18 protein-coding genes are annotated in these 20,610 nt (G+C 68.8%); 5 read left to right on the top strand and 13 right to left on the bottom strand.

Going from position 1 to position 20,610, the window contains the following annotated elements; translation table 11 throughout:
- The first annotated feature begins 45 nt into the window (after window positions 1-45).
- The gene (locus ACYVKR_RS17300) at window positions 46-1,203 is read left to right on the top strand and encodes an NAD(P)/FAD-dependent oxidoreductase (protein ID WP_460482182.1); all 1,158 of its coding nucleotides are present in this window, start codon (window positions 46-48) and stop codon (window positions 1,201-1,203) included.
- Here ACYVKR_RS17300 and ACYVKR_RS17295 read toward each other — a convergent pair.
- From ACYVKR_RS17295 to ACYVKR_RS17240, 12 genes are all read right to left on the bottom strand, one after another.
- Entirely contained in the window at window positions 1,198-2,733 is a 1,536-nt protein-coding gene (locus ACYVKR_RS17295) for a class I adenylate-forming enzyme family protein (protein ID WP_460482181.1), read from the bottom strand. The genes ACYVKR_RS17300 and ACYVKR_RS17295 overlap by 6 nt on opposite strands.
- A 26-nt stretch (window positions 2,734-2,759) precedes the next feature.
- Complete coding sequence (locus tag ACYVKR_RS17290; RefSeq protein ID WP_460482180.1) at window positions 2,760-3,719, bottom strand: tripartite tricarboxylate transporter substrate binding protein; 960 nt, start codon at window positions 3,717-3,719, stop codon at window positions 2,760-2,762.
- Window positions 3,720-3,814: 95 nt separating this feature from the next.
- Window positions 3,815-4,783, bottom strand: a complete 969-nt coding sequence (locus ACYVKR_RS17285; protein WP_460482179.1) for a tripartite tricarboxylate transporter substrate binding protein — start codon at window positions 4,781-4,783, stop codon at window positions 3,815-3,817.
- Window positions 4,784-4,811: 28 nt separating this feature from the next.
- Window positions 4,812-5,786 (bottom strand): NAD(P)H-dependent flavin oxidoreductase, encoded by a 975-nt coding sequence (locus ACYVKR_RS17280; protein ID WP_460482178.1) that lies wholly within the window; start codon window positions 5,784-5,786, stop codon window positions 4,812-4,814.
- A 27-nt stretch (window positions 5,787-5,813) separates the two neighbouring features.
- Entirely contained in the window at window positions 5,814-6,806 is a 993-nt protein-coding gene (locus ACYVKR_RS17275; protein ID WP_460482177.1) for a Bug family tripartite tricarboxylate transporter substrate binding protein, read from the bottom strand.
- Between the two features lie 112 nt (window positions 6,807-6,918).
- On the bottom strand, window positions 6,919-7,926 hold the full coding sequence (locus ACYVKR_RS17270; RefSeq protein ID WP_460482176.1) for a Bug family tripartite tricarboxylate transporter substrate binding protein: 1,008 nt from the start codon (window positions 7,924-7,926) through the stop codon (window positions 6,919-6,921).
- Window positions 7,927-7,997: 71 nt separating this feature from the next.
- Entirely contained in the window at window positions 7,998-9,254 is a 1,257-nt protein-coding gene (locus ACYVKR_RS17265; RefSeq protein WP_460482175.1) for a CaiB/BaiF CoA transferase family protein, read from the bottom strand.
- Between the two features lie 22 nt (window positions 9,255-9,276).
- On the bottom strand, window positions 9,277-10,068 hold the full coding sequence (locus ACYVKR_RS17260; RefSeq protein WP_460482174.1) for an enoyl-CoA hydratase: 792 nt from the start codon (window positions 10,066-10,068) through the stop codon (window positions 9,277-9,279).
- Window positions 10,069-10,148: 80 nt separating this feature from the next.
- Complete coding sequence (locus tag ACYVKR_RS17255; RefSeq protein WP_460482173.1) at window positions 10,149-11,282, bottom strand: acyl-CoA dehydrogenase family protein; 1,134 nt, start codon at window positions 11,280-11,282, stop codon at window positions 10,149-10,151.
- A 10-nt stretch (window positions 11,283-11,292) separates the two neighbouring features.
- Window positions 11,293-12,489 (bottom strand): acyl-CoA dehydrogenase family protein, encoded by a 1,197-nt coding sequence (locus tag ACYVKR_RS17250; RefSeq protein WP_460482172.1) that lies wholly within the window; start codon window positions 12,487-12,489, stop codon window positions 11,293-11,295.
- A gap of 10 nt (window positions 12,490-12,499) precedes the next feature.
- Window positions 12,500-13,684, bottom strand: coding sequence for a thiolase family protein (locus ACYVKR_RS17245; protein WP_460482171.1), 1,185 nt, complete (start codon window positions 13,682-13,684; stop codon window positions 12,500-12,502).
- Window positions 13,685-13,805: 121 nt separating this feature from the next.
- Window positions 13,806-15,914, bottom strand: a complete 2,109-nt coding sequence (locus ACYVKR_RS17240; RefSeq protein WP_460482170.1) for a fatty acid beta-oxidation multifunctional protein — start codon at window positions 15,912-15,914, stop codon at window positions 13,806-13,808.
- Between the two features lie 115 nt (window positions 15,915-16,029).
- On the opposite strand from ACYVKR_RS17240, the gene ACYVKR_RS17235 reads away from it, so the two are divergent.
- The 4 genes from ACYVKR_RS17235 (at window position 16,030) to ACYVKR_RS17220 (ending at window position 19,809) form a co-directional block, all read left to right on the top strand.
- The gene (locus ACYVKR_RS17235; RefSeq protein WP_460482169.1) at window positions 16,030-16,941 is read left to right on the top strand and encodes a LysR family transcriptional regulator; all 912 of its coding nucleotides are present in this window, start codon (window positions 16,030-16,032) and stop codon (window positions 16,939-16,941) included.
- A gap of 46 nt (window positions 16,942-16,987) precedes the next feature.
- Entirely contained in the window at window positions 16,988-17,929 is a 942-nt protein-coding gene (locus tag ACYVKR_RS17230) for a DMT family transporter (RefSeq protein ID WP_460482168.1), read from the top strand.
- Window positions 17,930-17,936: 7 nt separating this feature from the next.
- Window positions 17,937-18,758, top strand: coding sequence for a M48 family metallopeptidase (locus ACYVKR_RS17225; protein WP_460482167.1), 822 nt, complete (start codon window positions 17,937-17,939; stop codon window positions 18,756-18,758).
- Window positions 18,759-18,951: 193 nt separating this feature from the next.
- Window positions 18,952-19,809, top strand: a complete 858-nt coding sequence (locus tag ACYVKR_RS17220; protein WP_460482166.1) for a hypothetical protein — start codon at window positions 18,952-18,954, stop codon at window positions 19,807-19,809.
- A 46-nt stretch (window positions 19,810-19,855) separates the two neighbouring features.
- Here ACYVKR_RS17220 and ACYVKR_RS17215 read toward each other — a convergent pair whose 3' ends face one another.
- A complete protein-coding gene (locus tag ACYVKR_RS17215; protein WP_460482165.1) occupies window positions 19,856-20,494 on the bottom strand; it encodes an MBL fold metallo-hydrolase in 639 nt (212 codons plus the stop codon).
- Window positions 20,495-20,610: the final 116 nt, after the last annotated feature.

Raw genomic sequence — 20,610 nt, 5'->3', positions numbered from 1 at the left:
CGCCAGCAGCTCTTTTTTCCATAGCTACCAACCTATTTCCACACCATGACCGAGCACCGCCAACCGCCCCTCTGGGACTTCGCCGTCGTCGGCGCCGGCATGGCCGGCGCGTCCACCGCCTGGCAGCTCGCCGATGCCGCCTCGGTGCTGGTGCTGGAGCGCGAATCGCAGCCCGGCTACCACACCACCGGCCGCTCGGCCGCGCTGTTCGAGGAGCACTACGGCCCCGCCCAGGTGCAGGCGCTGACCCGCGCCAGCCGCGCCTTCTACGAGCAGCCGCCCGCCGGCTTCGCCGACCACGCGCTGATCGCGCCGCGCGGCGTGCTCTACGTGGCCACCGAGGCACAGCTGCCGCAGCTGCGCGCCGCCTACGACGAGGCGCTGGTGCACTCGCCCGGCGCCACCTGGCTCGACCAGGACGGCCTGGCCCGGCTGCTGCCGGCGCTGAACACCGAGGTGCTGGTGGCAGGCTTCACTGATGGCGGCGCGCTCGACATCGACGTGCACGGCCTGCACCAGGGCTTTCTGCGCGGGCTGCGCCAGCGCGGCGGCGCGCTGTGGACCCATGCCGAGGTCGGCGGCCTGCAGTGGGATGCGGCCGAGGGCTGCTGGCACATCGCGCTGGCCGACGGCCGCGCGGCGCGTGCGCGGCACATCGTCAACGCCGCCGGCGCCTGGGCCGACGTGCTGGGGCAGCTGGCCGGCGCCGACGCCATCCAGCTCGTGCCCAAGCGCCGCAGCGCCTTCACCTTTGCCGCGCCCGCCGGGCTGCAGGCGCAGGCCGCGCACTGGCCGGCGGTGATCGACATCGACGAGCAGTGGTACTTCAAGCCCGATGCCGGCCAGCTGCTGGGCTCGCCCGCCAATGCCGACGCCACCGTGCCGCACGACGTGGCGCCCGAGGAGCTGGACATCGCCATCGGCATCGACCGCATCAGCCAGGCCACGCACTTCGAGATCCGCCGCCCCAGCCACACCTGGGCCGGGCTGCGCTCCTTCGTCGCCGACGGCGAAATGGTGATCGGCTGGGACGGCGCGGCGCCGAACTTCCTGTGGGTCGCGGCGCAGGGCGGCTACGGCATCCAGAGCGCCTTCGGCTACTCGCTGCTGGCGCGCAACCTGGCGCTGCGCGAGCCGCTGGACGCACGCCTCGCGGCGCAGGGCGTGGCGCCCGAGAAACTGTCGCCGCAGCGGCCGCTATGAGGCCAGGTACTGGTCGCGCAGCTCGCGCTTGAGCACCTTGCCGATGGCGCTGCGCGGCAGCTCGGCGATGAAGCGCAGGTCGGACAGGCGCTGGGTCTTGCCGGCGCGCTGGTTGTACCAGGCCATCAGCTCTGCCGGCGGCTCGCCGTGCCCGGCGCGCGGCACGACGAAGGCCACCGGCGTCTCGCCCCACTGCTCGGACGGCACGCCGATCACCGACACGTCCTCGACGACCGGGTGCGCGCGCAGCTGGTCCTCCAGGTCGCTGGGGTAGATGTTGAAGCCGCCGCTGATGATCATGTCCTTGCGGCGGTCGATCAGCGTGAGGAAGCCGTCGGCGTCGAAGCGGCCCACGTCGCCGGTGCGGATGAAGCGCTTGCCCGCCGGGTCGAACCACTCGGCCTCGCGCGTCTTGGCGGGCTGGTTGTGGTAGCCCGTCATCATGCTGGGCGAATGGCCCACCACCTCGCCCGCCTCGCCGGGCGCAACCTCGCGGCCCTCCTCGTCGATCAGGCGGATATCGTGGCCCGGTGCGGGCCGGCCCACGGTGTGCAGCTTGTCGGGGTGCCGATGCGCTTCGAGGATGCAGGTGCCGCCGCCCTCGGTCATGCCATACAGCTCGATCAGCGCGCCGGGCCAGCGCGCCAGCACGTCGGCCTTGAGCGCGGCCTTGAACGGCGCGCTGGTGCAGAACTTGAAGCGGAACGACGACAGGTCGTGGGCGCCGAACTGCGGCAGCGCCATGATGCGCTGGTACTGCACCGGCACCAGCATGGCGTGCGTCACGCGCTGCTGCTGGGCCAGTTGCAGGTAGCGCGCGGCATCGAACTTGCCCATCAGCTGCACGCAGCCGCCGAAGGCCAGCGTGGGGAAGAACACCACCAGCGTGGTGTTGGAGTACAGCGGCGTGGCCAGCAGCGTCGTGCCCTGCGGGCCGTAGTCGTACAGCGTGCCGCGGCGGATGTGGCCCCAGCGCATGGCGTGCGACTGCACGATGCCCTTGGGCACGCCGGTGGTGCCCGACGAGTAGATGATGTTGAACGCCGCCTCGGGCGCGATCGCCACCGGCGCGGGCGGCGCGCCCTCGGGCGTCAGCCAGTCGCCCCAGGCCTGGCCGGGGGCGATGCCGTCGAGCGAGACGCAGGGCAGGCCCGGCGGCGCGAGGTCCTGCACGGCCTGGTCGATGAAGAGCAGGCGCGCATCGGCGTCGCGCAGCATCGAGGCCAGGCTCTCGGCCGTGGACGAGGGCGCGAGCGGCGCCACCACCACGCCGGCGCGCAGCGCGCCAAGGAACAGCGCGGCATAGCGCACCGAGTTCAGCGCGCAGATGGCGATGGCCTGGCCCGGCGCCACGCCGCCCTGCTGCAGCGCCGCGGCCACGCGGTCCATCAGCGCGTCGAGCTGGGCGTAGTCCAGCGCCTGCGTTTCGTCGCGCAGCGCCGGGTGGCCGGGCTGCTGGCGCGCCTGCGCGCGGATCAGCTCGCCCAGCGGGGTAAAGGGCGTGTCGGCCGTGATGGTGAAGGTGCTCATGGGGCGCTCCGTGGCAACGCGGTGGATCAGTCGTTCAGGCCCAGCGACTGCACGATGGTCTTCTCCGCCGCGAAGTTCTTGCGCGCGAACTCGGCGTAGGCCTGGTGGTCGCGGTAGTCGGTGCGGATGCCGTAGGTCTTGATGACGCGCTGCATGTCCGGGTCGTCGAGCGAGGCCTTGACCGCGGCGTCGAGCTTCTCGACGATGGCCTGCGGCAGGCCCTTGGGGCCGGCCAGGCCCAGCGGCGACGGCACGACCACGTCGTAGCCAGCCTCCTTGAAGGTGGGCACGTCCGCAAAGGCCGGCGTGCGCTTCTCGGCCGCGATGGCCAGCGCGCGCACCTTGCCCGACTCCAGGAAGCTCAGGATGCCGTTGGTGACCACGATGGTCTTCACGTGGCCGCCGAGCAGCGCGGTGGTGGCCTCGGAGTCGCCCTTGTAGGGCACGTGCGTGAACGACACGCCCGCGGCCTTGCCGAGCAGCGCCATCGTCACCTGGTTGCCGGTGAACTTGCCGGGCGTGCCGTAGTCCACGCCGCCCTTGCTGGCCTTGGCGTCTTCCACCACATCCTTCACGGTCTTGTACGGCGAGTCGGCCGGCACCACCAGCAGGAAGTCATAGGCGCTGAACGAGGCGATGTAGCTCAGGTCGCGGATCGGGTCGTACTGGGTCTTCTGCACGTAGGGCTGGCGGAAGATGCCCACCGGCGACAGCGTGAGCCGGTAGCCGTCGGGCTTGGCGCGCATCATATCGACCACGCCCTGGGTGCCGCCGGCGCCGGGCTTGTTCTCGACGATCACCGATTGCTTGAGCTGCTTGGACAGGCTGGTGGCCAGCGCGCGGCCCATCACGTCGGTGGTGCCGCCGGGCGCGAAAGGCACGACGATGGTGATGGGCTGGCTCGGGTAGGCGGCCTGCGCCTGGGCGCCCACGCCGGCCAGGGCGGCGGTGCAGACGATGGCGGCGGTGAGAAGGCGGCGTTGCATGGGGATAACTCCTGGGAAGGCGCGGAAACAATCAACAACCATAGCAACTTGCGCTTGCTGTATAACGGTTTCCGCCGGTTTTCATATAAAACGCCTTATTTGGCGGCCAGGCCCAGGCGCTCGATGAGCACCTTGTCCTTGGCGAAGGCGTCCTTGGCCCACTGGGCGTAGTCGGGGCCGGAACGGTACCAGACATCCTGGTTGAGCTGGGCCAGCACCTCGGCATGGCGCGGGTCGTCCATGGCCAGCTTGAAGGCGTCGTGCAGCTTCTTCACGATGGCGGGGTCCATGCCCTTGGGGCCGACCAGGCCGTAGGGCGAGGTGGAGACCACGCCATAGCCCAGCTCCTTGGCCGTGGGCACCTCGGGCCAGCGCTTGGTGCGCTTGTCGCCAAAGGTGAGCAGCAGGCGCATCTGGCCGCCGTCCACGTACTTGTCCCAGCCGGTGGCGTCGCTCTGCGCCGACACATGGCCGCCCAGCAGCGCCTGCTGCAGGTCGGCGTTGCCCTTGAACGGCACGTGGTTGAGCTTGACCTTGGCGTTCTCGGCCAGCTCCTCCATCAGCAGGTGCGGCGACGAGCCCGCGCCGGTGGAGCCGTAGTCCACCGCGCCGGGGTTCTTGCGCGCGGCGGCGATGTAGTCGTTGAAGCTTTTGTACGGCGAGTCGGCCCGCACGGTGAAGCCGAAGGTGTAGCCCGACACGCCGATGATGTACGTGAAGTCGGTCACCGGGTTCCACGCGGTCTTCTGCATGTGGGCCATGCGCAGCATGGACATGGGGAACTGCGTGATGGTGTAGCCGTCGGGCCGGCCCGTGCGCGCCAGCGTGCCCGGGCCCAGCGTGCCGCCGGCGCCGGGCTTGTTCTCGACGATCACCGGCTGGCCCAGGTGCTTGCCGGCGATATCGGCCAGCAGGCGCATGTGGCGGTCGGTGGAGCCGCCGGCCGGGAACGGCACCTGCAGCGTGATCGGGCGGTTGGGGAAATGGCTCTGCGCGGCCGCCGGCAGCGCCGCGGCCAGCGTGGTGGTGCAGACGAGTGCAGCGGAGAAAAGGCGGCGTTGCATGGGGGTCTCCAAAAGAATGGTGGTTGGATCAGGCGATGCTGCGGGCCAGGCGCTGGCGGATGATGGCCTCGGCCTGCGCCATGATGCCGTCGATCAGTTGCTGCACCGTGGGCACGTCGCGCACCAGGCCGGCGACCATGCCGCAGGACCAGACGCCCGCGTCCATCTCGCCGCCCTGCATGATGCGCGGGTAGACGCCGGCCACCTCGGGCGCGATGTCGGCGAAGCTGATGGCCGCGCCCAGCTCGCGCTCCTTGAGCAGCAGGCGCTCGGTGGCGGGGTTGGTGAGCACGCGCTCGGTGTTGCGCAGCGGGCGCATCACCAGGCGCGTGTCGAGTTCGCTGGCCGCGACGATGGCCTGCTTGACGTTGTCGTGCACCGGCGCCTCCTGCGTGGCGATGAAGCGCGTGCCCATGTTCATGCCGTCGGCGCCCAGCGCCATCGCCGCCACCAGCGAGCGGCCGTCGGCCATGCCGCCCGAGGCGACGAAGGGCACCTTCAGTTCCTCGGCCGCGCGCGGCAGCAGGATGAAGTTGGGGATGTCGTCCTCGCCCGGGTGGCCGCCGCACTCGAAGCCGTCCACGCTGATCGCGTCGCAGCCTATGGCCTCGGCCTTGAGCGCGTGGCGCACCGAGGTGCACTTGTGGATGACCTTGATGCCGGCCTCCTTCAGCGCGGGCAGCCATTTCTGCGGGTTGTTGCCCGCGGTCTCGACGATCTTCACGCCGCCGTCGATGATGGCCTTGACGTAGCCGGGGTAGTCGGGCGGGTTGACCGAGGGCAGGAAGGTCAGGTTCACGCCGAAGGGTTTGTCGGTCATCTCGCGGCAGCGCGCGATCTCCTTGGCCAGCAGCTCGGGCGTGCGCTGCGTGAGGCCGGTGATGATGCCCAGCCCGCCGGCGTTGGAGACGGCCGCGGCCAGCTCGGCGTAGCCCACGTGGTGCATGCCGCCCTGGATGATGGGGTGCTCGATGCCGAAGAGTTCGGTGATGCGTGTCTTCATGGTGTCCTGCTTTGCTGTGTGCTGTGCTTACTCGGCCGCGATGCCCTTGTCGCGGATCAACTGGCCCCACTTGGCATAGTCCTGCTTGATGCGCTCGCCGAACGCGGCCGGCGCCAGGTAGTGGGCGAAGGCGCCGGCGCCCAGGATCTTGTCCTGCACCTCTTTCTCGGCCAGGACCCTCTGCACCTCGGCGGCCACGCGGTCGATGATGGCCTGGGGCGTGCCCGGCGGCGCGACGAAGCCGCCCCACGACACGGCCTCATAGCCCTTGAAGCCCTGCTCGGCCACGGTCTTGACCTCGGGCAGCGTGCTCACGCGCTGGGGCGAGCCCACGGCGATGGCCCGCAGCTTGCCGGCCTTGATGTGCGGCAGCGCGGCGACCAGGTCGGAGAACATCACCGGCACCTGGCCGCCGATGGTGTCGGTGATGGCCGGCGCGCTGCCCTTGTAGGGCACGTGCTGCATGTCGAAGCCGCCCATCTGCTTGAGCAGTTCCATGCTCAGGTGGCCGAAGCTGCCGTTGCCCGCGCTGGTGTAGTTCATCGCCACCTTCTCGGCCTTGGCATGCGCGATGAGCTTGGGCAGGTCGGTCACCTCGGGCAGCAGCCTGGGGTTGACCACGATGACGATGGGCAGGTCGTAGACCATGGCGATCGGCACGAAGTCCTTGGCGCTGTCGTAGCCCGCGTTCTTGTATAGGTGCGGGGCCAGCAGCGTGGGCGTGGCCAGCGTCATCAGCGTGTAGCCGTCGGGCGTGGTCTTGACGATCTGGGCCGCCGCGATCGAGCCCGAGGCGCCGGCGCGGTTGTCCACGATCACCGATTGCTTGAGCCGCTCGCCGAGCTTCTGCGCCACGATGCGCGAGGCCGTGTCGGTAGGCCCGCCGGCCGGGAACGGCACGACCAGCTTGACCAGCTTGCCGGGCCAGGCCGGCTGCGCGAAGGCGGTTCCGGCCAGGCCGGCCACCAGGGGCGTGGCGGCCAGCGCCAGCATGGCGCGCCGGGTACGGGGTTGGTGCATCACAAGGGGTCCTCTCATCAGCAGTTGGTTCCGGCGCCGCGGCCCCATGGCAATGGCTCCGCCCTTCCCCCGCCGGGCGAGGGGGACGGCGCGCAGCGGCGCGGGAAAGGGTTCAGTCCAGTTTGGCGCCGGCCGATTCGACCAGCGCCTTCCATACCGGCATTTCGCGCTGGTAGCTCTCGCGGAAGGCCTGCGGGCTGCCCATCACGAGCTGGAAGCCGGCGCCCACCATGCGCTCCTGCACCTTGGCGTCCTTGGCCACTTCGCGCAGGTGGGCCGCGATCTGTTCGACCAGAGGCGCGGGCATGCCGGCGGGGCCGGCCATGCCGACCCAGCCGGTGATGGTGTACGCATCGTCCTGCACGCCCTGCTCGTGGATCGTGGGCACCTGCGGCAGGATGGCCATGCGCTGGCGGCCCGTGACGCCGATGGCCTTGAGCCGGCCGGCATCGAGGAAGGGCTTGGTGCTCAGCGCGCTGGCAAAGCACAGCTGCAGCTGGCCGCCGACCAGGTCCTGCAGCATCGGCGATTCGCCCTTGTAGGCCACGTGGGTCATCTCGGCGTCCATGGCCTTGCTCATGTACGAGCCCGACAGGTGCGCCTGCGAGCCGGCGCCCCAGGAGCCATACGACAGCTTGCCGCGGTTGGCCTTGATGTAGGCCAGCAGCTCCTTCATGTTGCCCGCCGGCACCGAGGGATTCACCGCCAGCACGATGGGTGCGGTCGCCACCTGCGACAGCAGCGTCAGGTCCTTCTGCGGGTTGTAGGGCAGCTTGGTGTAGAGGAACTGGTTGATCAGCATCGAGGTGCTGAGCGACAGCAGCAGGGTATGGCCGTCGGGCTGCGCCTTGGCCACGGTGTCCGTGCCCAGGATGCCGCCGGCGCCGCCCTTGTTGTCGACCACCACCGGTTGGGCTATGCGCTTGGACAGCACCTCGGCGATGACGCGGGCCACCGCATCGGTGGCGCCGCCCGCGTTGTAGGGCACGACCAGCCGCACCGGCCGGGCCGGCCACGCGGCCTTGTCGGCCTGGGCCCAGGCCCCGCCCCACAGCCCGCCGCCGCCCAGCGCGGCCACGGTGCGCAGCGCGCCACGTCGATTCATCGGCGAAAAGCTCATTGCGGTCTCCTTGGTATAAAAACAGCCTGCAGCGCTTATACACCAAGCGCCAGCAGCTATTATTTTTACACTTACTCGGTCGAAGGCAGGGTCAGCACGCCCTTGTCGCGCAGGGCCTGCAGCTCCGCTTCGGACAGCTGCAGCAGCTGCTGCAGCACCTCGCGCGTGCCCTCGCCCAGCGTGGGCGGCGCATGGCGGATGGGCAGGCGCTGGCCGTCCAGGCGGTACGGCGGCGCGAACACCGGCGTGGTGCCGACCACGGGGTGCGGCATGTCCTGCAGCAGGCCTCCCTGGCGGGTGCGCTCGCTGGAGAGCGCCTCGTGCAGGCCGGCGACGCGGCCGCAGGGGATGCCCGCCGCCGTCAGGCGTTCGAGCAGCTGCTCGCGCGGGAAGCTGCGGATCAGGTCCTTGAGCATCGCGCCCAGCTCGTGGCGGTTCTGCGTGCGGTTCACGTTGGTGGCAAAGCGCGGGTCCTCGACGATGTCGGGCCGCTGGATCACCTGGCGGCAGAACTTCTCGAACTGCGCGTTGTTGCCCACGGCGATGATCATCGGGCCGTCGGCCGACTCGTACATGCCGTAGGGCACGATGGACGGGTGGGCGTTGCCGTAGCGCTCGGGGTCGTGGCCGAGCTTGAGCGCGTCGAGCCCGTAGTAGCCGGTGACCATGATGCCGCTGTCGTACAGCGCCATCTCCACCAGCCGGCCCTGGCCGGTGCGGCTGCGGCGGTACAGCGCCGCCAGGATGGCCTGGGCCGCGTACATGCCGGTCATCAGGTCGACCACGGCCACGCCGAACTTGAGCGGCGGCATGCTGGCGTCGCCGTTCAGCGCCATCAGGCCGGCCTCGCCCTGGATCACCAGGTCGTAGCCCGGGCGCTTGGCCTCGGGGCCGCTGCTGTTGTAGCCAGAGACAGCGCAGTAGATCAGGTCGGGCTTGATCGCCTTGAGCTGCTCGTAGCCCAGGCCCAGCTTCTCGGCGCCGCCGGTCTTGAAGTTGTGGATCACCACGTCGAATTGCGGCAGCAGGTCGTGGATGAGCTTCAGGCCCTCGGGGCTCTGCAGGTCGATGGTGATGGACCGCTTGTTGCGGTTCATGCTGTTGTAGTAGGTGGTCTCGGTCTTGCCGATGCGGATGCCCCAGTCGCGCGTGTCGTCGCCGCGGCCCGGGTGCTCCACCTTCACGACCTCGGCGCCGAAGTCGGCCAGCACCATGCCGCACAGCGGGCCGGCGAACACGCGCGACAGGTCGAGCACACGCACGCCCTCCAGCGGAAAGTCCATGCCATCCGTGCCATCCTTGCCATTCGGGCGGTCATTGCCTGCCATTGCTTGTCTCCTTGGGTTTGGTTTACTTGCGCAATTTCGCGTAGTCCGCCGCGCGCTTGTCGAGGAAAGCGCCGATGCCTTCGCGCGACTCGGCCGTCTCCTGCGACTGGATCATGAACTGCGCCTCCTGCTCGAGCTGCTGCTCCAGCGTGTTGTGCGGCGCCATGCGGCACAGCTGCTTGATGCGCGCCATGGCCAGCTCGGGGCCCTCGCCCACCTGCTGCGCCAGGGCGATCGCGGCCTGCAGCGCCTGGCCGGGCTCGGCCAGGCGGTTGACCGCGCCCAGCGCGTGCAGGCGCTCGCCGCTCAGGCGCTCGCCCGTCAGGCACAGCTCGGTCAGCACCTGGCGCGAGACAAACTCGGCCAGGAAGGCCGTGGCGCCGCCGTCGGGCGTGAGGCCGACCTTCACGTAGGCCACCGAGAACACCGCGTTCTTGGCCGCCACCAGCATGTCGCAGGCCAGGGCCACCGACAGGCCGGCGCCGGCGGCCGCGCCCTCGACGGCGGCGATCACCGGCTTGGGGCAGTCGCGCAGCGCGCGCACCAGGTTGTGCAGGCCTTCGAGCTTGATGCGGCGCTCGATGATCGGCAGGTCGCGGCGCGTGGCCAGCTGGCGCAGGTCGCCGCCGGCACAGAAGTGCCCGCCCTCGCCGGTGAGCACGATGGCCGTGACCGTGGGGTCCAGCGCCGCCTCGTTCAGCGCGGCCGTCACGCCCGCGTAGAACGCGGGCGACAGCGCATTGCGTGCTTCCGGGTTGTTGTTGGACAGCACCAGCACGCCGCCTTCGCGGCGCGTCAGCAGCGCATCATTCATAGCCCCCACGCTCGGCACTGCGTGTCCTTCGCTGCCCCCCGAGGGGGCGCGAGCTTGCTGGGGGCGGCCCGGCGCTGCGCTCATGCCAGCCCCAGCGCCATGTAGCGGGCGAGGTGGTGGTCCATGTCGCCGAGCTGGTGGTCGATCATCACGATGCGCTTGGCGTAGTGCGCCAGCGGCAGCTCCCAGGTCACGCCGATGCCGCCGTGCATCTGGATGGATTCCTCGGCGATCAGCGTGCCGATCTGGCCCACGGTGTACTTGGCGGCCGACAGCGCCTTCTCGCGCGCGGTGCGGTCGGCTTCGTCGATGGCGGCGGCGGCATTGATGACCGCCGAACGCGCCTGCTCGACTTCGAGCAGCATGTCGGCCATGCGGTGCTGCAGGGCCTGGAAGCTGCCGATCGGCACGCCGAACTGCTTGCGCGTGCGCAGGTATTCCAGCGTGTGGTTCTTGGCCACGTCCATCGCGCCCAGCGATTCGGCGGCCAGCGCCAGCAGGCCGAAGCCGCTCACGCGCTCGAGCAGCGCATGGCCCTGGCCCTCGCCGCCCAGCAGCGCGTCGGCGCCGACCTTCACATCCTTGAGCACCAGCTCGGCGGCGTGGCCGCCGTCGATGCGGCCGTAGCCGCGGCTCGTGATGCCGACGGCATCGCCCGGCACCAGGAACAGCGAGATGCCAGCCTCGTCGCCCACGGCGCCCGAGGTGCGCGCGCTCACCAGCAGCAACTGCGCCTGGTCGCCGAACAGCACCACGGCCTTGCTGCCGTTGAGCACCCAGCCGTCGCCATCCTTCTTGGCCGTCGTGGCCACGCGGTTCAGCTCGTAGTGGTTGGCGGGCTCGTCGTGCGCCAGCGCGCACACCGTCTCGCCGCCGATGATGCCTTCGAGCCTGGCCTTCTGCGCGTCGGTGCCCACCTCGGTCAGCGCGCGGCCGACCAGGAAGGCGCCCAGCACCGGCTCGGCCACGAGGTGCGTGCCCAGGGCCTCGAACACCACGCTGATGTCCACGCCCGCGCCGCCGAAGCCGCCGTCGGACTCCTTGAACAGCGCGCCGATGGCGCCCAGCTCGGCCAGCTTGGCGTAGGTGTCGGCGCTGTAGCCGGCCTCGCCATAGGCCATCTTGTTGCGGTACTCGGTGGCGTACTGCTCGCTGAGGTAGCGGTTCAGCGCATCCGCCAGCATGCGGCGGTCTTCGTCCAGTTGGAAGTTCATGGAGGTCTCCTTACAGGCCCAGGATCATCTTGGAGATGATGTTGCGCTGGATTTCGTTCGAGCCGCCGAAGATCGACAGCTTGCGGTAGTTGAAGTACGCGGCCGCCGCGGTGGCGGCCTCTTTCGGGCCCACCGGCTCGTCGGCGTACTCGGCGTACTGGGCTTCCTCGATGAAGGGCAGCGCATACGGGCCCATGGCGCGGCGGATCAGCGACAGCAGCTCCTGGCGGATCACCGTGCCCTTGATCTTGAGCATGGAGCTTTCCGCGCCCGGCACGCCGCCGTGCGCCACCGACGCGATCACGCGCAGGTTGGTGGTGGCCATGTTCAGCAGCTCGATCTCGACCTTGGCCATGCGGGTGGCGAACTGCGGGTCCTCGATCAGCGGCTTGCCGTTGCGCTGCACGCGCTGGGCGATGACCTTGAGCTTTTCCAGCCCGGCCATCGAGAAGCCCACGCCGGCGATGCCGGTGCGCTCGTAGGTCAGCAGGTACTTGGCGTAGGTCCAGCCCTTGTTCTCCTCGCCCACCAGGTTTTCCAGCGGCACCTTCACGTCGGTCAGGAAGACTTCGTTGACTTCCTTGTCGCCGTCCAGCGTGCGGATGGGGCGCACTTCCACGCCGGGCTGGTTCATGTCGATCAGCACGAAGCTGATGCCCTGCTGCGACTTCACGTCCTTGTTGGTGCGCACCAGGCAGAACATCATGTTCGCGTGCTGGCCCTGGGTGGTCCAGGTCTTCTGGCCGTTGACGATGTAGTGGTCGCCATTGCGCACGGCCGTCGTCTTGAGCGAGGCCAGATCGGAGCCGGCGCCCGGCTCGGAGTAGCCCTGGCACCACCAGTCGGCGCCGTTCAGGATGCGCGGCAGCCAGTGCTGCTTCTGTTCCTCGTTGCCGTACTTGATCAGCACCGGGCCGAGCATGGACAGGCCGAAGGGCACCAGGCGCGGGCCGCCGGCGAGCGCGCATTCATCGTCGAAGATGAACTTCTGCACCGCCGACCAGCCGGTGCCGCCGTGCTCCTTGGGCCAGTGGTAGGCCAGCCAGCCTTTGTCGTTGAGGATGGCGTGCCAGCCTTCCTGGTCGGCGCGCGTCAGGCGCTGGCCGTTCTTGCCCTTGGCGGCCAGCGCCGGGGGCAGCTTGTCTTGCAGGAAGGCCCGCACCTCGGCGCGGAAGGCTTCCTCTTCGGGGGTGAATTGCAGATCCATTGCGGTCTCCTCAGAAAATTTCGAACAGTCCGGCCGCGCCCATGCCGCCGCCGATGCACATGGTGACCACGCCCCATTTGGCCTTGCGGCGCTGGCCTTCGAGCAGGATGTGTCCCGCCAGGCGCGCGCCCGTCATGCCGAAGGGGTGGCCGATGGAGATGGCGCCGCCGTTGACGTTCAGGCGCTCGTTGGGGATGCCCAGCTTGCGCTGGCAGTACAGGGCCTGCGAGGCGAAGGCCTCGTTCAGCTCCCACAGGTCGATGTCGTCGACCTTCAGGCCCGCGCGCTCGAGCAGGCGCGGCACGGCGAACACCGGGCCGATGCCCATCTCGTCGGGCTCGCAGCCGCCGATGGCGAAGCCGCGGAAGGCGCCCAGCGGCGACAGGCCGCGGCGCTCGGCCTCCTTGGCCTCCATCATCACGCAGGCGGCCGAGCCGTCGGACAGCTGCGAGGCGTTGCCGGCGGTGACGAACTTGCCCTCGCCCTTTACCGGCTCGAGCTTGGCCAGGCCTTCGATGGTGGTCGAGGGGCGGTTGCAGTTGTCCATGGTGGCGACCACGTCCTTGTACGTGACCTCGCCGGTTTCCTTGTTCTTCTCGGCCATGCGCGCGGCGCAGGGCACGATCTCGTCCTTGAACACGCCGGAGGCCTGCGCGGCCGCCGTGCGCTGCTGGCTCTGCAGCGCGAAGGCGTCCTGGTCTTCGCGGCTGATGCCATAGCGCTGGGCCACGATGTCGGCGGTGTCGATCATCTCCAGGAACAGGCCGGGCTTGTGCTCGACCAGCCAGGGATCGAGGTCGGCCGTGCCGTTGCGGCCGGCCGGGCGCAGCAGCGAGATGCTTTCCATGCCCCCGGCCACGAGGGCGGGTACGCCTTCGACCACGATGCGGCCGGCGGCCACGGCGATGGCCTGCAGGCCCGAGGAGCAGAAGCGGTTGATGACCGTGCCACCCACCGACACCGGCAGGCCCGCGCGCAGCGCCGCCTGGCGGCCGATGTTGCGGCCGGCCGTGCCTTCGGGAAAGCCGCAGCCCAGGATCAGGTCCTCGAGCAGGGCCGGGTCCACGCCCGAGCGCTCGACGGCAGCCTTGACCGAGTAGGCCGCGAGTTGCGCGCCCGGGGTGACGTTGAACTCGCCGCGGTGGGACTTGGCCAGCGGCGTGCGGGCGGTGGATACGATGACGGCTTCGCGCATGTTTGCTCCTGGGGTGATTGTTGGAATATGCTTTTGATAGCTTCTAGCGCTTGTCACACCTTATTTTCAATATGTTTTCATATTGAAAACCTTGTTGAACAAGCGCCAGCAGCTCCTGTTTTTACTTGGCAGCCTGGTTCAGGCTGTCGAAGTTCTTGCCTTCGGCGACGAGCTTCTGCAGCAGCGGCGCGGGCTGCCAGAACAGCGGGTCTTCCTTGGCGAAGGCCTGCACGTCGGCCAGCACCTTGTCGAGGCCGACCATGTCGGCGTACTTCATCGGGCCGCCGCGGAAGCGCGGGAAGCCGTAGCCGGACAGGAAGGTCACGTCGATATCAAGCGGGCGCAGCGCGATGCCCTCTTCCAGCACCTTGGCGCCTTCGTTGATCATCGCGGCCATGTAGCGGCGCATGATTTCCTCGGCGCCGAACTTGCGCGGCGCCACGCCCTTCTTGGCGCGCTCGGCGTCGACGATGGCCAGCACCTCGGGGTCGGGCTGGCCCACGCGGGCACCCTGCGGGTAGAGGTAGAAGCCGCGGCCCGTCTTCTGGCCGAACCAGCCGTTCTCGCAGATGCGGTCGGCGATCTCGACGTAGCGCGCCTTGGGGTCGCGCGTGGCGGCCTTGCGCTTGCGCGTGGCCCAGCCAATGTCGCCGCCGGCCAGGTCGGTCACCTGGAACGGACCCATCGGGTAGCCAAAGCCGCGCACGGCCTCGTCGATCTCGTACGGCGAGGCGCCGTCTTCCATGATGTAGTCGGCCACCTGCTTGTACACGGCCAGGATGCGGTTGCCGATGAAGCCGTCGCACACGCCGGCGCGCACGGGGATCTTCTTCATCTTCTTGGCCAGCTCGAAGGCCGTGGTCACCACGTCGGGCGCGACCTTGGCGGGCACCACGATCTCCAGCAGCTTCATGATGTTGGCCGGGCTGAAGAAGTGCAGGCCGATCACGTCCTGCGGCCGCGAGGTGACGGCGGCGATGGCATCGATGTCGAGGTACGAGGTGTTGGTGGCCAGCACGGCGCCCGGCTTGCAGACGCGGTCCAGCTCCTTGAACACGGCCTTCTTGACCTCGATGTCCTCGAACACGGCCTCGATCACCAGGTCGACATCCTTGATGGAATCGTAGGAAGTGCTGGGCGTGTAGCGCGCCAGGATGGCGGCCTTGGCCTCCTCGGTCATGCGGCCCTTGGCGATCAGGCCGTTGTAGACCTTTTCCACATTGGCCTGGCCGCGCGCGATGGAGTCGGCGTCGCGCTCGATCATCACCACCGGCAGGCCGGCGTCCAGCGCCGCCACGGTGATGCCGGCGCCCATGGTGCCGCCGCCGATCACGGCGATCTTGCCCAGCGCGCGGGGCTGGGCCGCCTTGGCCTCGGGGATCTTGGCCGTCTCGCGCTCGGAGAAGAAGGCATGGATCAGGCCCTGGCGCTGCGGGCTGTTCAGGCATTCGACGAAGAGCGCGCGCTCCTTGGCGATGCCCTCGTCGAACGGCAGCTCGACGGCGGCGCGCACGCACTCAACGATCTTCAGAGGCGAGAACAGGCCGCGGCTCTTCTTGGCGGTGTCGGCGGCCAGCGCATCCAGCTCGGCGAGCGCGGCGGCCTTGTCGGCGATCACGATGTCGCGCGTGCGGCGCGGCTGGGCGCCCTGCGCCAGCAGTTGGTTGGCATAGGCCAGGCCGGCGGCCACGGGGTCGTCGCCCTCGGCGAGCTGGTCCACCAGGCCCGAGGCCAGCGCGGCCTTGGCCGACAGGTGCTTGCCGCTGAGCATCAGCTCGGTGGCGGCCTTCACGCCCATCAGGCGCGGTGCGCGCTGCGTGCCGCCGGCGCCGGGCAGCAGGCCCAGGTTCACTTCGGGCAGGCCGAGCTTGGCGCCGGCCAGGGCCACGCGGTAGTGGGCCGAGATGGCCACTTCCAGTCCACCGCCCAGTGCGGGGCCGTGGATGGCGGCGACCACGATCTTGTCCGAAGCCTCGAGCCGGTTCAGCACCTCGGGCAGCGACGGCGCCATCGGCGGCTTGCCGAACTCGCGGATGTCGGCGCCGGCGATGAAGGCCTTGCCCTCGCCCACGATCAGCACGGCCCGGGCGGCAGCATCGGCCTCGGCCTGCTCGATGGCGGCCAACAGGCCGGCACGCACGGCCTGGCCCAGGGCATTCACGGGGGGATTGTTGATGCTGACGACCAGGACCTGGCCGTGAAGATGCGTTTGGACAGCGGCTGCGGACATGCGGGAGTCTCCTGGGTGGATTTTGAGGAAAAACCTCTGCATTGTGTGGATGACAATGCACTTTGACAATCCTAGAATTTATTGACAAACTGTCATATATATTTGGACAGTTGCCATGGATCTGCAGTCTCTCACCTTGCTCGTGGAAATCATAGACTGCGGCAACCTCAGCCAGGTGGCCCGCAAGTTCAACATGACGCGCGCCAACGTGAGCTACCACCTGTCGCAGCTCGAGAAATCGGTGGGCGCGCAGCTGGTGCGCCGCACCACGCGGCGGGTCGAGGCCACCGAGGTGGGCCTGCGCCTGTACGAGCACGGCCGCAATATCCAGAACGAAATCCTGGCCGCGCGCGAGACCGTGGAGCAGCTCGGCCAGGGCCTGCAGGGGCGCGTGGGCATCAGCGTGCCCAGCGGCTTCGGCGACCTGGTCATGGCCGACTGGCTGATCGAGTTCAAGCACCTGTACCCCGGCATCGTGCTCGACGTGCTGTTCGAGAACCGCACCGACCACCTGCGCGACGAGGTGGACCTGGCCATCCGCGTGATGAACGAGCCGCCGCCGTCGCTGGTGGCGCGCCGCCTGGGCGACGTGCGCTGCATCGTCTGCGCCTCGCGTGAGTACGCCGAGGCCCACGGCATGCCACGCACGCCGCAGGAGCTGTGCGAGGCGCCGATCATCTCGGTGGGCGCGCTGGGCCGGCAGATCCGCATGTGCGCCGAAGACGCCACCACGCGCCACGAGGTGGTGCTGGAGCCCACGCTGATCTCGGACCACTTCCCCTTCCTGCGCAAGGGCATCCTGGCCGGCCTGGGCGTGGGCCTGGTGCCCGACTACGTGCTGCCCGACAAGCTGGCCAGCGGCGAGATCGTCACCGCGCTGGACGACTACCGGCTGAGCATCTACGGCGAGCACATGTACCTGCTGTACATGCCCAGCCGCCACCGCACCAAGGCCATGCGCACCTGCATCGACTTCCTGCTCGAAAAGGCCGGCGCGGCCCAGCCCGCCTCCGGGCACGCACCCTGAGCGTTTCTCGACAATCGCCATCCCCCGGCGGCCGCACCATGCTGGCATGAGCCAACCATTCGCTTCTTCTTCCGCCTTCGGCATCGCGCTGGTGTCGGTGGCCGGCGTGCTCTGGGGCACCAGCGGCACAGCGCAGCACCTGGGCGCGGCCGGGCTGTCGCCGTTCTGGGTGGGCGCGGCCCAGTTGGCGGCGGCCAGCGTGTTCCTGCTGGCGGCGCTGCTGCTGTCGCTGCGCCGGCGTCCACCCGACTTCACGCTCGATCCACGCCAGGCCGGCCTGCGCTGGTCGTGGTTCGCCTGGGCGTCGCTGGGCATCGGTGGCTACAGCGTGTTCTTCTACGAGGGCGTCAAGCTCGCCGGCGTGGGCGTGGGCACGGCGGTGGCCATAGGCAGCAGCCCGATCTGGGCCGGGCTGCTGCAGGCCCTGGTGCTGCGCGCGCCGCTCGCCCTGCTGTGGTGGGCGGGCACGCTCATCAGCGTGGCCGGCGGCGCGGCCATGGTCATGGGCAAGGGCGCCGGCGGCGCCGTCTCGTGGCCCGGGCTGGGCCTGTGCCTGCTGGCGGGGCTGTCGTACGCGGGCTATGCGCTGATCAACAAGCGCCTGGTCGGCCACATGCCGCCCAAGGTGGTCAACTTCTATGTGTTCACCGGCGCCGCGCTGTTCGCCGCGCCCATCGCCTGGCTGCAGAGCGGCCCGCCTGCGTTCACGCTGTCGGCCCTGCTCGTCGTGGTCTACCTGGGCGCGGTGGTGTCCGGCATCGCGCACATGCTGTTCTCCATCGGGCTGCGCCACATCTCCGGCCCCACCGGCGTGGCGCTGAGCCTGGTCGAGCCGGTGGCCGCCTTCGTGCTGGCGGTGTGGATCGTGGGCGAGCACCAGCCGCTGAGCGCCTGGCTGGGCCTGGCCGCGGTGCTTGCCGGCCTGCTGGTGGTGGTGCAGGCCGAGATGCGGGCGCAGCGCAACAGCACGCAAGCGCAGGTCACATAATGTGAGGATGCATCGCGCCGCATCCTCCCCCTCTTCCTTCCGCCACCTGTTGTTCGCGCTGGCCACCGCGGCTGCCATGGCCCCCGCGCTGGCCCAGGTGGACGTGGGCAAGTCCTCCAGCCTGCGCACCCTGGTGCCGGCCGAAACGCTGGAGCAGGCCGCGCAGCAGCAGTACGGGCAGATGCTGCAGCAGGCCGCGGCCAAGGGCGCGCTGGCCAAGGCCGGCGACCCGCAGCTGGAACGGCTGCGCGCCATCGCCCAGCGCCTGATCCCGCAGGCCATGGCCTGGAACCCGCGCGCCCGCGACTGGAAATGGGAGGTGAACCTCATCGGCAGCAAGGACGTGAACGCCTTCTGCATGCCCGGCGGCAAGATCGCCTTCTTCACCGGGCTGCTGGCCCAGATCCAGCCCAGCGACGACGAGATCGCCATGGTGATGGGCCACGAGATGGCCCACGCGCTGCGCGAGCATTCGCGCGAGCAGTTGGCCAAGAACCAGGCCACGAGCATCGGCATCCGGCTGGGCGCCTCGCTGCTGGGCCTGGGCGACGTGGGCACCGCCGCGGCCAACCTGGGCGGGCAACTGCTGTCGCTCAAGTTCAGCCGCAGCGACGAGACCGATGCCGACCTCGTCGGCCTGGAGTTGGCCGCCCGCGCCGGCTACAACCCGCAGGCCGCGGTCAGCCTGTGGGAGAAGATGGGCCGCGTCACCGGCAGCGGCGGCGTGGGCTTTCTCTCCACCCACCCCACCGGCCCGGACCGCATCCGCATCCTACAAAGCAATGTGCCCAAGGTGCAGGGTTTATACCAACAGGCCCGGCGCAACTGAATCCAAGAAACTATCTTTTAGATAGCAGAACATCCTTACCTTTTCTTGAAAAAAATCACTTCCCACTGCACATCTCATTGATTTGATCGATGAGCTTATACATACAAAAATTACAAAAGTACGCATATGTACATGTAGCATTCAAAGTCCGCCAATGGCGGATTTTGTTTTTACACATAGAGGGACAGGGTATATGTTGAAGAAATGGACGGCAGCAGCGCTGCTGCTGGGAACCAGTGCGGCCTATGCTTTCATGCCGCAGGCAGGCACCTGGGTGATGAACGACGAACTCAACGGCAAGCCGGGCCGGGGCCTGAGCATCGACGTGCAGAACAACACGCTGGTGATGCAGATGTATGCCTACGAGAGCAGCGGCAAGCCCACGTTCTACCTGGCAACGGGCAGCGTGGTGGACAACCAGGTTTCTGCAGAGCTGAAGCACTACGAAGGCGGCCGCTATCTCGGCAGCGGCGACCGCTCCGGCGAGGAAAAAGGCTCGGCCGGCCTGGTGCGCATCCGCTTCGTGGATGGCACCAACGGCTTCATCACCTTCCCCGGCGAGCCCGAGAAAGCCATCACGCGCTTCAGCTTCGGCTACCAGCCGGTGCCGGACAGCCTCAAGGGTGCGTGGTTCTTCACCACCTATTCACCCACGCTGGGCTGGCAGGTGGAGATCCCCGAGTTCACCACCACCGGTCCCGCGACCGACATGGGCTCCGGCATCGTCGTCTCCTCGAACAAGCGCTTCGTCTGCGAGCACCAGGTGCGGGGCGACCTGGCCGGGACCGTCATTTGCATCAAGACGCTGTCCGGCAGCACCACGCCGCAGCACGGCTATATCTTCAAGTACAGCGTCAATGATGGCGAAGGCGACTGGACACCCTACCTGGGCAAGACGTCCTATGGCTTCTATCCCCGGCGCCTGGGCCTGCCCAATGGCCAGCTGACCGGCATCGTCCGCAAGGACGAGGAGGCCGCGCCGAGCCCCGCCGCGCTGGAGGATCTGGCAGCATCCCTCAACGAAGCCGCGCTGGTGCTGCAGCAGCGCTGATGGACTGCCGTGCGCCACCGCCCGCGATGGCGCATGGCCCGGCGGATCAGGTGCCGCCGACGTAGGGATTGCTCTGGCGCTCGCGGCCGAAGCTGCTCTCGGGCCCGTGACCGGGGATGAACACCGTCTGGTCGCCCATGGGCCACAGCCGCCCGGTGATGCTGTCGATCAGCTGCTGGTGGTTGCCGCGCGGGAAATCGGTGCGGCCGATGCTGCCGGCGAACAGCACGTCGCCGACGAAGCAGCGCTCGATCTGCGGCGCATGGAACACCACATGGCCTGGCGTATGGCCCGGCGTGTGGCGCACCTGCAGCGTCTCGCGGCCGATCTGCACGGTGTCGCCGTCATGCAGCCAGCGCGTGGGCGTGAACGGCAGCACCTCGGGAAAGCCGAACATCGCGCTTTGCTGCGGCAGACCGTCGATCCAGAACTGGTCCTCCTCCTGCGGCCCGACGATGGGCAATTGCAGCTTCTGCGCCAGCTCGCCCGTGCCGCCGGCATGGTCGATGTGCGCGTGCGTCAGCCAGATGGCCTTGAGCGTGAGGCCCAGGCGCTCCAGCTCCCACTCGATCTGCTCCAGGTCGCCGCCCGGATCGATGACGGCGGCCTCCATCGTCTGGTCGCACCAGACCAGGGAGCAGTTCTGCTGGAAGGGGGTGACGGGGACCGTGTGGTACTGGAGCATGGAAATGGTTGAACAAAGAAACGCCGGGCACGACCATAACACGGGCACCGGCGTCCTATTCTGACCACAGGGTGACTGCGCCGACGTTTTCCCTCTGGCCCGCACCACAAGCCTGT

The sequence above is a fragment of the Comamonas humi genome (assembly GCF_054782535.1).
Note: the sequence above shows the minus strand (reverse complement) of the source record. Positions and strands in the feature narration are given on the sequence as shown.

Coding starts and splice junctions, on each gene's coding strand:
- ACYVKR_RS17300 (WP_460482182.1), top strand. CDS start 46: ATGACCGAGCACCGCCAACCGCCCCTCTGGGACTTCGCCGTCGTCGGC.
- ACYVKR_RS17295 (WP_460482181.1), bottom strand. CDS start 2,733: ATGAGCACCTTCACCATCACGGCCGACACGCCCTTTACCCCGCTGGGC.
- ACYVKR_RS17290 (WP_460482180.1), bottom strand. CDS start 3,719: ATGCAACGCCGCCTTCTCACCGCCGCCATCGTCTGCACCGCCGCCCTG.
- ACYVKR_RS17285 (WP_460482179.1), bottom strand. CDS start 4,783: ATGCAACGCCGCCTTTTCTCCGCTGCACTCGTCTGCACCACCACGCTG.
- ACYVKR_RS17280 (WP_460482178.1), bottom strand. CDS start 5,786: ATGAAGACACGCATCACCGAACTCTTCGGCATCGAGCACCCCATCATC.
- ACYVKR_RS17275 (WP_460482177.1), bottom strand. CDS start 6,806: ATGCACCAACCCCGTACCCGGCGCGCCATGCTGGCGCTGGCCGCCACG.
- ACYVKR_RS17270 (WP_460482176.1), bottom strand. CDS start 7,926: ATGAGCTTTTCGCCGATGAATCGACGTGGCGCGCTGCGCACCGTGGCC.
- ACYVKR_RS17265 (WP_460482175.1), bottom strand. CDS start 9,254: ATGGCAGGCAATGACCGCCCGAATGGCAAGGATGGCACGGATGGCATG.
- ACYVKR_RS17260 (WP_460482174.1), bottom strand. CDS start 10,068: ATGAATGATGCGCTGCTGACGCGCCGCGAAGGCGGCGTGCTGGTGCTG.
- ACYVKR_RS17255 (WP_460482173.1), bottom strand. CDS start 11,282: ATGAACTTCCAACTGGACGAAGACCGCCGCATGCTGGCGGATGCGCTG.
- ACYVKR_RS17250 (WP_460482172.1), bottom strand. CDS start 12,489: ATGGATCTGCAATTCACCCCCGAAGAGGAAGCCTTCCGCGCCGAGGTG.
- ACYVKR_RS17245 (WP_460482171.1), bottom strand. CDS start 13,684: ATGCGCGAAGCCGTCATCGTATCCACCGCCCGCACGCCGCTGGCCAAG.
- ACYVKR_RS17240 (WP_460482170.1), bottom strand. CDS start 15,914: ATGTCCGCAGCCGCTGTCCAAACGCATCTTCACGGCCAGGTCCTGGTC.
- ACYVKR_RS17235 (WP_460482169.1), top strand. CDS start 16,030: ATGGATCTGCAGTCTCTCACCTTGCTCGTGGAAATCATAGACTGCGGC.
- ACYVKR_RS17230 (WP_460482168.1), top strand. CDS start 16,988: ATGAGCCAACCATTCGCTTCTTCTTCCGCCTTCGGCATCGCGCTGGTG.
- ACYVKR_RS17225 (WP_460482167.1), top strand. CDS start 17,937: ATGCATCGCGCCGCATCCTCCCCCTCTTCCTTCCGCCACCTGTTGTTC.
- ACYVKR_RS17220 (WP_460482166.1), top strand. CDS start 18,952: ATGTTGAAGAAATGGACGGCAGCAGCGCTGCTGCTGGGAACCAGTGCG.
- ACYVKR_RS17215 (WP_460482165.1), bottom strand. CDS start 20,494: ATGCTCCAGTACCACACGGTCCCCGTCACCCCCTTCCAGCAGAACTGC.